Source organism: Longimycelium tulufanense, assembly GCF_014645795.1.
GTDB lineage: Bacteria > Actinomycetota > Actinomycetes > Mycobacteriales > Pseudonocardiaceae > Longimycelium > Longimycelium tulufanense.
On record NZ_BMMK01000045.1, the window covers coordinates 1 to 15026 of the forward strand.

Below are 15026 nucleotides of genomic sequence, written 5' to 3' on the forward strand. Positions count from 1 at the left end.
AGTCCTCCAGCGCCGATGGTACTGCACTCGTGGGGGTGTGGGAGAGTAGGACGCCGCCGAACAATTCCTCCCGGTAGGGACCTGCGCCTTGGGGGTACTCTTCAGAGTGCTCCCAGGTGCGCAGGTCCCTACTCGTATGTTCAGGAAGGTTTTTCGTGACAGGTTCGGCTGAGTCCCGACGGGGACGCGGTGCCGGCTCCGGTAAGGATGGCGACCGACGCGTAGGCGCGTCCGGACGTGGCGGGTCCCCCGGCTTCCGGGGCGGCAACCGCGACCGGAACGGTGGTTGGGACCGCGGCTCGGGCCGCCGCTCGGGCGGCGACGCCCGCGGCGGTTACGGGGATCGAGGCCGGCGGGACGACAACGGCCGCCCCGACCGGGATCGCGGTGGATGGCGCGGCGACCGGAGCGACTCCGGTGACCGTGGTGGCTTCCGTGGTGGCCGTGGCGAGTCCGATCGCCGCGGGAACCGCAATGGGTGGCAGAACCGGGACGACCGGGGCCGCGACCAGGATCGCGACCGCTCCGGTGGGCGGCGGTTCGACAACCGGGACTCTGGTGGTCGGCGTGGTTTCGGTCGGGACGACCGGGGTCGTGGTGGTTGGCGTTCGGACCGGGATCGGTTCGACTCCGGTGGGCGGCGGTTCGACAACCGGGACTCCGGGGGACGGCGCGGCTTTGACCGGGACGACCGGGGCCGCGGTGGTCGTTCCGACCGCGACCGCTTCGACTCGCGCGACCGTGGTGGCTTCCGTGGTGGCCGCAGCGAGTCCGATCGACGTGACTCCGGTGGCGGGTTCGGTGGTCGGCGTGGTTTCGACCGCGATGACCGGGGTCGTGGTGGTTGGCGTTCGGACCGGGATCGGTTCGACTCCGGTGGGCGGCGGTTCGACAACCGGGACTCCGGGGGACGGCGCGGTTTCGACCGCGATGACCGGGGCCGCGGTGGTCGTTCCGACCGCGACCGCTTCGACTCCGGAGAACGGCGGTTCGAGGGTCGCGGCGGTGGCCGCCGTGACTTCAAGCGCCGCGACTTCGACGACCGTCGCGGCGAACGGGGCGAGCGTGGGGACTTCCGCGGGCGGGGTGGCGGCTGGCGACAGGACCGGGACCGCCGCGACTTCCCGCCCCGCCGTGACCGGGACGACCGGGACCGGCGCGGTGCCTTTGCCGACCGTGACCGCCGGCCCCGGCGGGACCGCGATGACGAGCGCGCGGCCACGCCCAGGGTGGCCGCACCCGAGCTGCCCGAGGACGTCGACCCCGAGCTGCTCGACGTCGAGGTTCGCCGCGACCTGCGGGGCATGCCCCGCACCCTCGCCGAGCTGGTGGCCAAGCACCTGGTTGCGGCGGGCCAGCTGATCGACTCCGAGCCGGAGCGGGCCCTGGAGCACGCGCGGTACGCCCGAGCCAAGGCGACCCGGGTCGGCGTGGTCCGCGAGGCCGCCGGCCTCACCGCCTACCACGCCGGGGAGTGGGCCGAGGCGTTGTCCGAGCTGCGTGCCGCGCGTCGGATGACCGGCGGCCCCGGCCACGTCGCGGTGATGGCCGACTGCGAGCGGGCGCTGGGCCGGCCGGAGCGTGCCCTGGAGCTGGTGCGCAGCCCGGAGGCGGCGGAACTGCCGGCCGAGGAGGCCGTCGAGCTGCGCATCGTGGCCGCCGGCGCACGTCGTGACCTGGGCGAGCTGGACGCGGCCGTGGTCGCCCTGCAGGGTGCGGACCTGGACCCGAAGGTGTGGCAGCCGTGGAGCGCCCGGCTCTTCTACGCCTACGCCGACAACCTCGCCGCCGTGGGCCGCACCGAGGAGGCCGTGCGATGGTTCCTGCACGCGGCCGACGCGGACGAGAACGAGGAGACCGACGCCGCTGAGCGGGCCACCGAGCTCGCCCAGGGCGGAGTGCTGGAGGAGGCCGCCGGTACGCCGGAGGGCACGGCCGGGGCCGAGCAGGCCGAACGCGCCGAGGAGGTACTCCGCGCCGAGGAGACGGCGGCCACGGGGCAGCCTGCCGAACCGGTTGGGTCGAGCGAGTCGGTGGAACCGGTCGAGCCGTCGGAACGGGTCGAGGATCGTGTTCCCGAGCCGCCGGCGCAGCGGGAACGGCCCGTCGACGAACCGGCCGCCGAGGAGCCCGAGCAGAAGTGACGGCCCGCCTGCTCGACGACTACGACGCGGTGCTGCTCGACCTCGACGGCACCGTGTTCCGCGGCGGCGAGCTGGTGCCCGGCGCGGCCGAGACGCTCGGCCGCGTCCGGGCCGCGGGCACCGCGATCCGGTTCGTCACGAACAACGCTTCCCGCTCACCCCGGCAGGTCGCCGACCACCTCCGCGACATGGGGCTGCCCGCCAGCCCGGAGGAGGTGCGAACGAGCGCCCAGGCCGGCGCCGCCGTGCTCGCCGAACGGCTGCCCGCCGGGGCGAACGTGCTGGTCGTCGGCACCGACGCCCTGCGCGACGAGGTGCGCGCCCAGGGGCTGAACCCGGTGCGGAACCAGGCCGACGACCCGGTCGCCGTCGTCCAGGGCCACTCCCCGGACACGGCGTGGCGCGACCTCGCCGAGGCGTGCCTGGCCATCCGGGCGGGCGCGTTGTGGGTGGCCTGCAACGTCGACCCCACCCTGCCCTCCGAGCGGGGTGAGCTCCCGGGCAGCGGGGCGATGGTGGCCGCCCTGCGTACCGCCACCGGCGGCACGCCCATTGTCGCCGGGAAGCCGGAGCGCGGGCTGCTCGCCCAAGCTGCCGCCGGGGCACAGCGCGCCCTGGTCGTCGGCGACCGGCTGGACACCGACATCGCCGGCGCGGCCGCTGCCGGAATGGACTGCCTCCTGGTGCTCACCGGTGTGACGACTCCGGCCGCTGCGCTCGCCGCCGCCAAGGATCACCGGTTCCAGTACCTGGCCGCCGACCTCGAGGCGTTGTTGCGACCCGCGGACGAGGTCCGGATCGGCACCGCGACCGGATGGCGCGCCGGGCTGGACGGCGACGCGCTCCACCTGCACGCCGAGCCCGGTGGCGACGTGGTCGCCGCCCTGCGTGCCCTGTGCGGGACGTGGTGGGCGGAGAAAGCGGGTCCGGTTCCGGTCATCCCCGCGGACGACATCTCCCGCGACGCGGTCGAGCGGCTCGGTCTCTCCGGGCGTTGATCAGCTAGCGTGGACATCGGCCGGAACGACCGGACGAAGCAAGCAAGATCATCCGATAACTCCAGCCGGACGGGAGCGGCACCATGAGGCCCGAACACACGCCTTCGCCGGCGGTGTTGGCAGACCCTGACGCCGAGCACCGCGCCGCGGTCGACGCCGCCCTGGCGGGGCTGGTCGACCTGGACACCCTCCCCGTCGCCGACCACGTGGCCCGCTTCGACGCGGTCCACGGCGCCCTCACCGACGCGTTGTCCGCGATCGACAGGATCTAGCGTGGCACGACGTGCTCGGCTGGACGCCGAACTGGTCCGACGCGGGCTGGCCCGTTCCCGCGAGCACGCCGTCCAGCTCGTGAGCGAGGGCCGGGTGACGGTGCGTGGCATGGTCGCCCGCAAGCCCGCCACCGCCGTGGAGGCCGACGCTCCCGTGGTGGTGCGGGGCGTCGAGGACGCTCCCAACTGGGCCTCGCGCGGCGCACACAAGCTTCTCGGCGCACTCGCGGCGTTCGAGCCCGCCGGACTGGCCGTGGCCGGCCGCCGATGCCTGGATGCCGGCGCCTCCACCGGCGGTTTCACCGATGTGCTGCTGCGTCGCGGCGCCCGCGAGGTCATCGCCGTCGACGTCGGGTACGGGCAGCTCGCCTGGCGGCTGCGCACCGACGAGCGGGTGCAGGTTCTGGACCGCACGAACGTACGGAACCTGACCCCGGAGCTGATCGGCGGGCCCGTCGAGGTCGTCGTGGCCGACCTGTCGTTCATCTCGCTGCGCCTGGTGCTGCCGGCGCTGCTCGCCTGTGCCGCGGAGGGCGCCGATCTGGTGCCGATGGTGAAACCACAGTTCGAGGTCGGGAGGGAACGCCTCGGCTCCGGTGGTGTGGTCCGTGATCCCGAGCTGCGCGCCGATGCCGTCCTCGGGGTGGTCGCCGCCGCCACGGAGCTGGGCCTCACCCTGCGCGGTGTCACCGCGAGCCCGCTGCCGGGTCCTTCCGGCAATGTGGAGTTCTTCGTCTGGCTGCAGCGGGCGGCCGCAGGCGCCTCGGCGCCCGCGGTCGACCCCGCCGAGCTGGTGCACGCCGCCGTTGGGGAGGGTCCGTGATGATGCCACGCGAGGCGCTGCTGGTCGTGCACACCGGGCGCAAGGACAACCTCCGCACCGCGGAGGAGGTCGCGCACCGGTTGAACAACGCCGGCATCGGCCTGCGGGTGCTGGCCGAGGAGGCACCCGACCTCGACCCGTCCTGCTACGACCGGGTGGTCGCGGCCGACCCCAGGGCCGCGGAGGGCACCGAGCTGGTGCTCGCGCTCGGTGGCGACGGCACCCTGCTGCGCGCGGCCGAGCTGGCCTGGCCGGCCGGTGTACCGGTGCTCGGGGTGAACCTCGGCCGCGTCGGGTTCCTCGCCGAGGCCGACCCACACGCGCTGGACGAGGCCGTGGCCACCGTGGCCGCCTGCGACTACCACGTCGAGGAGCGGATGACGATCGACGTCACCGTGCTGCTCGACGGCTCACGCGTGACCCGGACCTGGGCACTCAACGAAGCCAGCGTGGAACGCAGCAGCCGGGAACGGATCCTCGAGGTCGTGCTCGAGATCGATCGGCGCCCGGTGTCGGCCTTCGGCTGCGACGGCGTGCTGGTGGCCACCCCCACCGGATCCACCGCCTACGCGTTCTCCGCCGGCGGACCGGTGGTGTGGCCGGGCGTGCAGGCGTTGCTGGTGGTACCGAGCAACGCGCACGCGCTGTTCGCCCGGCCGCTGGTCGTGCAACCGGACTCGGTGGTCGCGCTGGAGGTCGAGCAGCACGGGCATCCCGCCGTGCTGGCGTGTGACGGCCGGCGCACCGTCGACCTGCCACCGGGAAGCCGCGTGGAGATCACCGCAGGTGAGAAACCGCTGAAGCTGGTGCGTCTGAAGAAGGACGCGCCGTTCGCCGACCGGCTCGTACAGAAGTTCACGCTGCCCGTCCAGGGCTGGCGCGGCCCGCCCCGCCCGCACTCCTGACGCTGTGCTGGTGCGGGACACCCGCACCCGGTCGGCAACCACGAGCTCGGCCACTCGCGACAGCAGACGGTGATCACTCCTGGTTGTCTCCAGCCCACCGAGACCGCCGAGGCTCCACCCGGTCGTGGGCACCAGCGTCTAGGGTTTGGTCCCGTGCTTGCCGAGATGCGCATCAAGGGCCTCGGCGTGATCGACGAGGCGACGCTGCACCTGCACCCGGGCCTCACCGTCGTGACCGGCGAGACCGGAGCCGGCAAGACGATGGTGGTGACCGGGCTGCACCTGCTCGGCGGTGGTCGGGCCGAAGCATCCCGGATCCGGGCCGGGGCCGACCGGGCCGTGGTGGAGGGCCGGTTCCGGCCGGGCCGGGGCGGGCTCGCCCGGCGGCTGGCCGAGGAGGCCGGCGCCGAGCTGGACGAGGACGGCAGCCTCATCGCGGTACGCACGGTCAACACCGACGGCCGGTCCCGCGCCCACCTCGGCGGTCGGTCGGTGCCGGCGGGCGTGCTGGCCGAACTGGCCGAGGCGTTGCTGGCGGTGCACGGGCAGAACGACCAGCTCCGCCTGCTCCGGCCCGGTGAACAGCGTGCCGTGCTCGACCGCTTCGCCGGTGACGCGGTGGCCGCCCCACTCCAGGACTACCGCCGGGTGCGCGAGGAATGGCTGCGGGTCTGCGCCGAGCTGACCGAGCGGACCGAGCGCTCCCGCGAGATGGCCCGCGAGGCCGACCTGCTCAAGCACGGCCTGGCCGAGATCGCCGCCGTCGACCCCGAGCCTGGCGAGGACGCCGACCTGGTGGCCGAGGCCCGCCGCCTGGCCGACGTCGACCAGCTCCGGGAGGCCGCGGCCGGCGCCCAGTTCGCCGTCACCGGGGCCAGCGACGGCGATCCGGACGCCCCGGGCGCGCTCGGTCTGGTGGCCGAGGCCCGCCGTCGGCTCGGCGCCACCGAGGACCACGCGTTGCGCGACCTCGAGCCGCGGCTGGCAGAGGCGGCCACGCTGCTCGCCGACGTCGGCACCGAGCTGGCCGGCTACCTGGACCGCCTCGAAGCCGACCCGGCCCGGCTGGAACAGGTGCTCGCCCGGCAGGCCGAACTGAAGCAGCTCACCCGCAAGTACGCCGCGGATGTCGACGGCGTCCTGGCCTGGGCCCGATCCGCCGAGCAACGGCTGGCCTCGCTGGACACCTCCGAGGAGGCCCTGGCCGCCCTCGCTGCGCGGCGGGACGAGCTGGCCGGCGAGTTGGCCGGGCACGCCGAGCGGGTCACCGCGGCCCGGCAGGCCGCGGCCGGTGAGCTGGCCGAGGCGGTCACCGCGGAACTGTCCGGCCTGGCCATGCCGCACGCCCGCATCGAGGTCGCCGTCACACCCCGTGCCGGCCGTGAGGGCGAGCCGGGCGTGCTGCGCGTCGGCGACCGGTGGACGCACGTCGGCCCGGACGGCGTCGACGACGTCGAGCTCCGCCTGGTGGCACACCCGGGCGCGCCCGCGCTGCCGGTGCACAAGGGCGCCTCCGGTGGCGAGCTGTCCCGGGTGATGCTCGCCCTGGAAGTGGTTCTCGCCGACGCCGACCCGGTGCCCACCCTGGTGTTCGACGAGGTCGACGCCGGGGTCGGCGGCCGTGCCGCGGTCGAGGTCGGTCGGCGGCTCGCCCGGCTGGCCGGCACGCACCAGGTCGTCGTGGTGACGCACCTGCCGCAGGTCGCGGCCTACGCCGATCGACACCTGGTGGTGGACAAGGTGGTCGGCGGGGCGGGTGTCACCCGTAGCGGGGTCCGGGTGCTCGACGACGGACAGCGCGTGGTGGAGCTGGCCCGCATGCTCGCCGGCCTGGACTCCACCGAGACCGGCCGGGCGCACGCCGAGGAGCTGCTCGCCACCGCGGCCGGCGAGAAGGCCCGCGACCAACGTGCGAAGTCCCGGCAACGGAGGCGGTCCGTGGTCCCGGCACACCCGGACGTCGGCGGCCGTTGACGCCCGCATGGTGGCGTGCCACCACCGGGTAGCCGGGGGTCCGCCGTCGGCGTGGCATCCCAACTCCCGGCATCCCCTTTGTCACCATCTGTCGCATGAAGCTCACCGGCCTGCTCACCCGAGGTGGCAGGGAGGCACTACCCGGGGTGTCCGGCTTCGCTCGGGTGGATCGGCGCGTGGAAGCGCTGCTGCGCCGGTTGGAACCGGGCGAGATCGCCGTGCTCGACCAGGCCGACCTCGACCGGCGGACCGCCGACGCCCTGGTTGCCGCCGGGGCGGCGGCGGTGGTCAATGCCTCGCCCTCCATCTCCGGCCGCTTTCCCAACCTCGGCCCCGAGGTGTTGCTCACCGCGGAGATCCCGCTGGTCGACGCGGTCGGCTCCGAGGTGCTGCGGACGCTGCGCGACGGCACCCGCATCCGAATCCACGAAGGTGTGATCTACGCGGGTGACCGTGAGGTGGCGCGGGGTGTTGCGCAGACCACGGAGAGCATCGCCGACCAGCTCATCGAGGCGAAGGCCGGCATGTCCGCGCAGCTGGAGGCGTTCTCCGCCAACACGATGGAGTTCCTGCGCCGCGAGCGGTCACTGATCCTGGACGGCGTGGGTGTACCGGAGGTGCGGGTGCCGATCCGCGACCGGCAGGTGCTGGTCGTCGCGCCCGGCGGCGGCTACCTCGCGGACGTCAAGCGGCTGCGCAGGCACATCCGGGAGTACCGGCCGGTGCTCATCGGCGTCGAGGAGGCGGCCGACCGGCTGTGCGAGCTGGGGTACCGGCCGGACATCATCGTCGGTGACCCGATGCGGATGCAGAACGAGACCCTCAAGTGCGGGGCCGAGGTCGTCCTGCCGGCCCACGTCGACGGGTTCGCCCCGGGCCAGGAACGGGTCCAGGACCTCGGCGTCCCCACCGTCGCCTTCCCGGCCTCCGGCAACCCCGAGGACCTGGCCCTGCTGCTGGCCGACGCGCACGGCGCCACCCTGGTGATCACCGTCGGCTTCCAGGCCACCCTGCACGAGTTCCTCGACCGGGGCCGGTCCGGCTCCAACCCGTCGACCTTCCTGACCCGGCTCAAGCTCGGCAGCAAGCTGGTGGACGGCAGGGCGGTGGCCACCCTGCACCGCAGCCGGGTCTCGCTCGGGGCCATGGTGCTGCTGGTGCTGGCCGCGCTCGTGGTGGTCGCGGCGGCACTGCTGGTCTCCGACGTGGGCAACGTCTACGCCGAGATGGTCACGCAGGCGTGGCACAAGCTCATCACCTGGACCGAGGGGCTGTTCCCGTGATCTCGCTGCGCTACCACATCGTCTCCATCGCGGCCGTGTTCCTGGCACTGGCACTGGGGGTCGTGCTCGGCTCCACCGCGGTCAGCGACCGACTGCTCTCCGGGCTGGCCGGTGACCGGGAGTCGCTCCACGAACAGGTCGCCGACCTGCAGGAGGAACGCAACGCGCTCAACGCGAAGCTGGCCGCCGCGGACCGGTTCACCGGAACGGTCGGGCCGACGCTGGTGCGCGGCGCCCTCGACCAGCGCACCGTCGTGCTGATCAGCGCCGCCGACGCCAGCCCGGCCGACCGGGACGCCGTCGCCGAACTGGTCCGCAGCGCCGGCGGGACGGTCAGCGGTGAGCTCCAGCTCACCGAGGCGTTCGCCGACCCGGGTCGCGCCGACCAGCTACGCCAGTTGGTCACCAGGTTGGTACCCGCCGGGGTGCAGCTGCCCACCGCGACCGACCCCGGCACGTTGGCCGGCGGGCTGATCGGTCCGCTGGTGCTGCTGGGCAAGGAAAGCGTGCAACCGCAGGCCAAACCGGAGGAGGTCACGGCCGCGCTGTCGGCGTTGACCGACGGCGGCTTCCTGCGCGGCGGTCAGGACCTGCGTGCGGCACAGCTGGCCGTCGTCCTCACCGGGGGCGCCGTCGGCGGTGCCGCGGCCGGCGACCGGGCGGCCACCGTCGCACGTTTCGCCACCCAGCTCGACCGCTCCGGTGCGGGTGCCGTCCTGGCCGGACGCGCCGGCTCGGCCGACGGGACCGGGCCGGTCGGCGTGGTGCGCGCGGACACCGCGGCCGCCTCGGTGCTCTCGACCGTGGACAACGTCGACACCGCGGCCGGCCGGACGGTGACCGTCCTGGCGCTGCGCGACGAGCTGAACGGCCGCTCCGGTCGGTACGGGGCCGCGGGCAACGCCCAGGCACCGGCCCCGATGCCCGCGAGCTGACTCCGGCCGCCCTCCCGCGGCGGGGGGTGTCGCACCCCCTCGGGCCGGGGGTGCGACACCTCAAGGGGGTGCCGTTGTGCCTCGTCCCGGGGACACCTGCCCTCGTCACGGGCGCGTCCGGGGGACGGGATGATAAGTTGAAGTCCCGTGGAACGGCGGGTGTCCCACGCGGGCGGCCCGTCGCGCAGACCCCGATCCGATCGGGCGGCCGGACCATCGCGTGAACCACGGGAGCCCCCTCTTGGCGCTGCAGTCGCGTACGACCAAGCACGTGTTCGTTACCGGAGGCGTCGCCTCCTCGCTGGGCAAGGGGCTCACCGCCTCCAGCCTCGGTCAGCTGCTGACCGCTCGTGGCCTGCGGGTGACGATGCAGAAGCTCGACCCGTACCTCAACGTCGACCCCGGGACGATGAACCCCTTCCAGCACGGCGAGGTGTTCGTCACCGAGGACGGCGCCGAGACCGACCTGGACATCGGTCACTACGAGCGGTTCCTGGACCGCGACCTGACCCGCAACGCCAACGTCACCACCGGCCAGATCTACTCGGCGGTCATCGCCAAGGAGCGGCGCGGCGAGTACCTGGGTGACACCGTCCAGGTCATCCCGCACATCACCGACGCCATCAAGGAGCGGATCCGGGCGATGGCGCAGCCCGGCGAGGACGGCCGCACCCCGGACGTGGTCATCACCGAGGTCGGCGGCACCGTCGGCGACATCGAGTCGCTGCCCTTCCTGGAGGCGTGCCGGCAGATCCGGCACGACGTCGGCCGGGACAACTGCCTGTTCCTGCACGTGTCGCTGGTGCCGTACCTGGCGCCCTCCGGCGAGCTGAAGACCAAGCCGACGCAGCACTCGGTGGCCGCGCTGCGCAACATCGGTATCCAGCCCGACGCCATCATCTGCCGCGCCGACCGGGAGATTCCGGACGGGCTCAAGCGCAAGATCGCGTTGATGTGCGACGTGGACATCGACGGCGTGGTCGCCGCGCCGGACGCGCCCTCGATCTACGACATCCCGCGCGTGCTGCACTCCGAGGGCCTGGACGCCTACGTGGTGCGCCGGCTCGGAATGCCGTTCCGGGACGTCGACTGGACGGTGTGGGGCGACCTGCTGGACCGCGTGCACAACCCCTCGGAGACCGTGCGCATCGCCTTGGTGGGCAAGTACGTCGACCTCCCGGACGCGTACCTGTCGGTGAGTGAGGCGTTGCGTGCCGGGGGCTTCGCCCACCGGGCCCGCGTGGAGATCCGGTGGGTGCCCTCCGACCAGTGCGCCACCGCCTCCGGTGCGGCGCACGCACTCGCCGACGTCGACGGCGTGCTGGTGCCCGGCGGGTTCGGCGTGCGCGGCATCGAGGGCAAGATCGGCGCGCTCGCCCACGCCCGCGCCCGGGGCATCCCCGCGCTTGGGCTGTGCCTGGGCCTGCAGTGCATGGTCATCGAGGCGGCCCGCACCATGGCCGGCCTGGCCGGGGCGAACTCCACCGAGTTCGACGAGGAGAACGGGCGTACCGAGCACCCGGTCATCAGCACCATGGCCGACCAGGCCGATGTGGTGGCCGGCGAGCGCGACATGGGCGGCACCATGCGGCTGGGCGCCTACCCGGCCAAGCTGCAGCCGGGCTCGCTGGTGGCCGAGGCGTACGGCGGCACCGAGGTCTCCGAGCGGCACCGGCACCGCTTCGAGGTCAACAACGCCTACCGGGACCGGCTGGCCAAGGCCGGCCTGGTGTTCTCCGGCACCTCCCCGGACGGTCACCTGGTGGAGTTCGTGGAGCTGTCCCGGGACGTGCACCCGTTCTTCGTCGGCACCCAGGCGCACCCGGAGCTGAAGAGCCGACCCACCCGCCCGCACCCGCTGTTCGCCGCGTTCGTCCGCGCCTCCCTGGCCTACCAGGCCGCCGGTCGCCTGCCGGTGGAACTGGCGGAGACCACCGACGACAAGGCCGGTAAGCCGGACAAGCCGGCGGGAAAGTTGAGGCGTGCCAACGACAGCACGGTGAAGGCGGCAGCGGGCTCGTGAACTCCCAGAGCGAGGCGGGACGCCACGAGTTCCAGGTCGCGGCCACCCGGGACGCCTACATCGGGCGCGTGGTGACGTTGCGGGTCGATGACGTCGTGATGCCCGGTGGCGCGACCGGGGTGCGCGAGGTGGTCGAGCATCCCGGGGCGGTGGCGATCGTGGCACTCGACGAGGCCGACCGGGTCGCCATGATCCACCAGTACCGCCACCCGGTGGGACGGCGGTTGTGGGAGCTGCCGGCGGGTCTGCTTGATATGCCGGGGGAGAGCCCGTTGCCGGCGGCGCAGCGGGAACTGGCCGAGGAGACAGGACTGGCCGCCCGGGAATGGTCGGTGCTCGTGGACGTCACGCCCACGCCCGGGTTCAGCGACGAGTCCATCCGCGTCTACCTGGCGACCGGACTGTCCGAAGTGGACCGGGAGGTGCACCACGGCAGCGAGGAAGCCGATCTGGTGCTGGAGCGGATCGACCTGTCCGAGGCGGTACGTCGCGCGCTGGCCGGCGAGATCGTCAACGCCTCCGCGGTGGCCGGCCTGCTCGCCGCGCAGGCGGTGCGCTCCGGGGCCGCGGACGCCCGCCCGGTCGACGCGCCCTGGCCGGACCGGCCGACGCGGTGGGCGGCCCGCCAGTCCGGCAAGAAGTAGTTCCCGGCAGTGGCGGCTTCGGGCGCATCCGCCTGCGTAGTAAGGGTGTGGTGGTGCACAGCTACCGTGTAGAGCGGAACGCGATAGTGAGCCCCATAGAGATTGCCTGGTGACTGCCTGAAGAGACTGCGGTGTCGTGATCCGACCGGGTCACGGCACCGCGGTCGTTCAGTCGCGGAGCTGGCGGCCCTGGGCGTCGGTGCCCCCGTTGATCAGCAGGACGACTCCGTCCACGATGGACCACACCACGCCCGCCCCGCAGAGGAACGTGGTGAGTAACTGGGCGATCGCGATGCCTGCGTGCCCGGTGTAGAACCGGCCCACGCCGAACGGCAACAGGATCTGCAGCAACCCGGCCGCCACCTTGGACCGGTCCGACGGCGGCAGCATCGCGGCAGGATGCGGATAGCCCACCGGGGGCGGGACCATCCTGGGTGGCGCGGGTGGCGGCATCGGCGGCGGGGGTGGGGCCAGTGCCGGCGGGTGGGGCGGAGGCAGGTCGGCGAACAGTGGCCGCAGGTCGGTGAGCGTGCGTGCCGCGGTGGCGCGGCCCACCCGCTCCTCGTACTCGTCCATCTCGAGCCGCCCGGCGGCCAGGTGCTCCCCGAGCACCTTGATCGCGTCCTCCCGTTCCCGGGTACCGATGCGGACCTCGCCCGGGCCTGCCGCTTCCGAACTCACGACACGCACGGTAGCCGAGCGGGCCCGCAGCCCGGGCCGCGGTGGCGGATTACGCTTTTCCCAGGCCGGCAACGGCGCCGGCCGTCGCGGTCGGGAGGGGTCGACGTGCGGGTCGGGGTTCCCCGGGAGCTGAAGAACCGGGAGTACCGGGTGGCCATCACGCCGGCCGGGGTACTGGAGCTGTCCCGGCGCGGCCACCAGGTGTTGCTCGAGACCGGTGCGGGCGCGGGTTCGGCGTTGCCCGACGGCGAGTACGTCGCCGCCGGTGCCACGGTCGTGCCCACCGCCGACGACGTGTGGGGCGATGCCGAGCTGGTACTCAAGGTGAAGGAACCCGAGCCCGCCGAGTACCACCGGATGCGCGCCGGTCAGGCCCTGTTCACCTACCTGCACCTGGCGGCCAACCCGGAGTGCCTGCGGGCCCTGCTCGATGCCGGGATCACCGCCCTGGCCTACGAGACGGTCCAGCTCCCGGACGGCTCGCTGCCACTGCTGGCACCGATGAGCGAGGTCGCCGGGCGGATGGCGCCGCAGGTGGGCGCGCACTGCCTGGAACGCGCCCAGGGCGGTCGCGGGGTGCTGCTGGGCGGCGTCTCCGGCGTGCCCGCGGGCAAGGTCGTGGTGATCGGGGCCGGGGTGTCGGGCATGAACGCGGCCGCCATCGCGCTCGGGATGCAGGCCGAGGTCCGCGTACTGGACACCAACGTGCACCGACTCCGCCAGATCGACTTCGTCTATCGTGGCCATCTGCAGACCATTACGAGCAACGCCTACGAGGTGGACAAGGCGTGCCGGTGGGCGGACCTGGTCATCGGCGCGGTGTTGGTCCCGGGCGCCAAGACGCCCACGCTGGTGAGCAACGAGCTGGTCGCGCGGATGCGGCCCGGTTCGGTCCTGGTGGACATCTCCGTCGACCAGGGCGGGTGTTTCGAGGACTCGCGTCCGACCACGCACGACGCCCCGACCTTCCGCGTGCACGACAGCGTGTTCTACTGCGTGGTGAACATGCCCGGCGCAGTACCGCACACGTCCACCTGGGCGCTGACCAACGTGACCCTGCCCTACGTCGTGGCGTTGGCGGACAGGGGAATCCCCGAGGCGGTGACGGACGACCCGGCGCTGGCCAGGGGAGTGAACGTGGCCGGAGGGAGGATCGTGCACCCCGAGGTGGCCGAAGCGCACACCATGCCGCACACCAACCTGTTCGAGGCGTTGGGCTGACGTGGCCGGGCCCGCCGTCGGTCCGGCACCGGCCGACCTCGTCACCACCTACCTCGACCACCTCACCGTCGAGCGCGGCACGTCCCGCAACACCCTCGACTCCTATCGCCGGGACCTCCGCCGGTACCTGGCTTTCCTTGCCGAGCTCGGGATCGACGACCTGGCACAGGTGACCGCCGACCACATCGGCGCTTTCCTTGCCGCGCTGCGGGGAGGCGGCCCCGGCCGCCCGCCGCTGGCGGTGTCCTCGGCCGCACGGACCCTGGTGGCGGTCCGCGGCCTGCACCGGTTCGCACACGCCGAGGGGCGCGTGCCGGTGGACGTCGCGCGGGAGGTCAGCCCGCCCACGCCACCACGACGACTGCCCAGGGCGTTGCCGCTGGATGACGTGATCAAGCTGCTGGAGAGCGGCGGGGGCGACGACCCGCGGGCGCTGCGCGACCGGGCGCTGCTGGAGCTGCTCTACTCCACGGGCGCGCGGATCTCCGAGGCGGTGGGCCTGGACCTGGATGACATCGACGCCGCCGAACGTACCGTCGTGCTCGAGGGAAAGGGTGGCAAGCAGCGCCTCGTGCCCATCGGACGGCCCGCACTGTCCGCCGTGGACGCCTACCTCGTCCGCTCCCGTCCCGGTCTGGCGGCACGCGGACGGGGCAGCCCGGCCGTGTTCCTCAACGCCCGGGGCGGCCGACTCTCCCGGCAGAGCGCCTGGCAGGCGGTGCAGACGGCGGCCGAGCGGGCGGGCATCGCCGCGGAGGTCTCCCCGCACACCCTGCGGCACTCGTTCGCGACCCACCTGCTGGAGGGTGGCGCGGACGTGCGCGTGGTGCAGGAGCTGCTCGGGCACGCATCGATCACCACCACCCAGGTCTACACCCTCGTCACGATGACCACATTGCGCGAGATCTATGCGACGGCGCATCCCCGAGCCCGCGACTGATCTTTTCTCACAACGTCTCTTGTCGATACGTTTACGATTTCATCCGTCCGCGAGAAATGCCCGTTTTACGCGACGTTTGCATTCGATGTGACCTGTGTCACGATTATTTGCCTGCGATCTCCTACTCCGGATAGGACCGAGTCGGGCATGAACTCGTCTGGCAATGGTCAGTGGAACCAAGGG

Annotated in this window: 13 protein-coding genes; 12 read left to right on the plus strand and 1 reads right to left on the minus strand. The window is 73.1% G+C overall.

Translation table 11 applies throughout. From position 1 onward, the window contains the following. The first annotated feature begins 155 nt into the window (after positions 1 to 155). The 10 genes from IEY55_RS32340 to IEY55_RS28160 all read left to right on the plus strand — a co-directional run bounded on the left by IEY55_RS32340 (position 156) and on the right by IEY55_RS28160 (position 12001). Complete coding sequence (locus tag IEY55_RS32340; RefSeq protein ID WP_229686837.1) at positions 156 to 2144, plus strand: tetratricopeptide repeat protein; 1989 nt, start codon at positions 156 to 158, stop codon at positions 2142 to 2144. Then, positions 2141 to 3142: an HAD-IIA family hydrolase gene (locus tag IEY55_RS28120; protein WP_189061597.1), complete on the plus strand. Its 1002-nt coding sequence runs from the start codon at positions 2141 to 2143 to the stop codon at positions 3140 to 3142. The genes IEY55_RS32340 and IEY55_RS28120 overlap by 4 nt, the downstream gene beginning before the upstream one ends. 83 nt (positions 3143 to 3225) lie before the next feature. After that, positions 3226 to 3414, plus strand: a complete 189-nt coding sequence (locus IEY55_RS28125; RefSeq protein ID WP_189061598.1) for a hypothetical protein — start codon at positions 3226 to 3228, stop codon at positions 3412 to 3414. A gap of 1 nt (position 3415) precedes the next feature. After that, positions 3416 to 4237, plus strand: a complete 822-nt coding sequence (locus IEY55_RS28130; protein WP_189061599.1) for a TlyA family RNA methyltransferase — start codon at positions 3416 to 3418, stop codon at positions 4235 to 4237. Beyond that, positions 4237 to 5142, plus strand: a complete 906-nt coding sequence (locus IEY55_RS28135; RefSeq protein WP_229686830.1) for an NAD kinase — start codon at positions 4237 to 4239, stop codon at positions 5140 to 5142. The genes IEY55_RS28130 and IEY55_RS28135 overlap by 1 nt, the downstream gene beginning before the upstream one ends. A 153-nt stretch (positions 5143 to 5295) precedes the next feature. Further along, positions 5296 to 7116 (plus strand): DNA repair protein RecN, encoded by a 1821-nt coding sequence (gene recN / locus IEY55_RS28140; RefSeq protein ID WP_189061600.1) that lies wholly within the window; start codon positions 5296 to 5298, stop codon positions 7114 to 7116. A 95-nt stretch (positions 7117 to 7211) separates the two neighbouring features. Next, positions 7212 to 8399: a putative cytokinetic ring protein SteA gene (steA, locus tag IEY55_RS28145; protein ID WP_189061601.1), complete on the plus strand. Its 1188-nt coding sequence runs from the start codon at positions 7212 to 7214 to the stop codon at positions 8397 to 8399. Then, a complete protein-coding gene (locus tag IEY55_RS28150; RefSeq protein ID WP_189061602.1) occupies positions 8396 to 9334 on the plus strand; it encodes a copper transporter in 939 nt (312 codons plus the stop codon). Before steA ends, IEY55_RS28150 begins: the two co-directional genes overlap by 4 nt. 241 nt (positions 9335 to 9575) lie before the next feature. Then, positions 9576 to 11357 (plus strand): CTP synthase, encoded by a 1782-nt coding sequence (pyrG, locus tag IEY55_RS28155; RefSeq protein ID WP_189061603.1) that lies wholly within the window; start codon positions 9576 to 9578, stop codon positions 11355 to 11357. Continuing rightward, positions 11354 to 12001: an NUDIX domain-containing protein gene (locus IEY55_RS28160; RefSeq protein WP_229686831.1), complete on the plus strand. Its 648-nt coding sequence runs from the start codon at positions 11354 to 11356 to the stop codon at positions 11999 to 12001. The genes pyrG and IEY55_RS28160 overlap by 4 nt, the downstream gene beginning before the upstream one ends. Positions 12002 to 12169: 168 nt before the next feature. On the opposite strand, the gene IEY55_RS28165 is transcribed toward IEY55_RS28160, so the two are convergent. Further along, on the minus strand, positions 12170 to 12682 hold the full coding sequence (locus IEY55_RS28165; RefSeq protein WP_189061604.1) for a DUF1707 domain-containing protein: 513 nt from the start codon (positions 12680 to 12682) through the stop codon (positions 12170 to 12172). A 105-nt stretch (positions 12683 to 12787) separates the two neighbouring features. On the opposite strand from IEY55_RS28165, the gene ald reads away from it, so the two are divergent. Then, the gene (ald, locus tag IEY55_RS28170) at positions 12788 to 13903 is read left to right on the plus strand and encodes an alanine dehydrogenase (RefSeq protein WP_189061605.1); all 1116 of its coding nucleotides are present in this window, start codon (positions 12788 to 12790) and stop codon (positions 13901 to 13903) included. 1 nt (position 13904) lies between these two features. Continuing rightward, positions 13905 to 14843 (plus strand): site-specific tyrosine recombinase XerD, encoded by a 939-nt coding sequence (gene xerD, locus IEY55_RS28175; RefSeq protein ID WP_189061606.1) that lies wholly within the window; start codon positions 13905 to 13907, stop codon positions 14841 to 14843. The last annotated feature ends 183 nt before the right edge of the window (positions 14844 to 15026 follow it).

Bases quoted from the DNA above. Each gene is read 5' to 3' on its own strand.
- IEY55_RS28125 (WP_189061598.1), top strand. From the start codon at position 3,226: ATGAGGCCCGAACACACGCCTTCGCCGGCGGTGTTGGCAGACCCTGAC.
- IEY55_RS28135 (WP_229686830.1), top strand. From the start codon at position 4,237: ATGATGCCACGCGAGGCGCTGCTGGTCGTGCACACCGGGCGCAAGGAC.
- steA (WP_189061601.1), top strand. From the start codon at position 7,212: ATGAAGCTCACCGGCCTGCTCACCCGAGGTGGCAGGGAGGCACTACCC.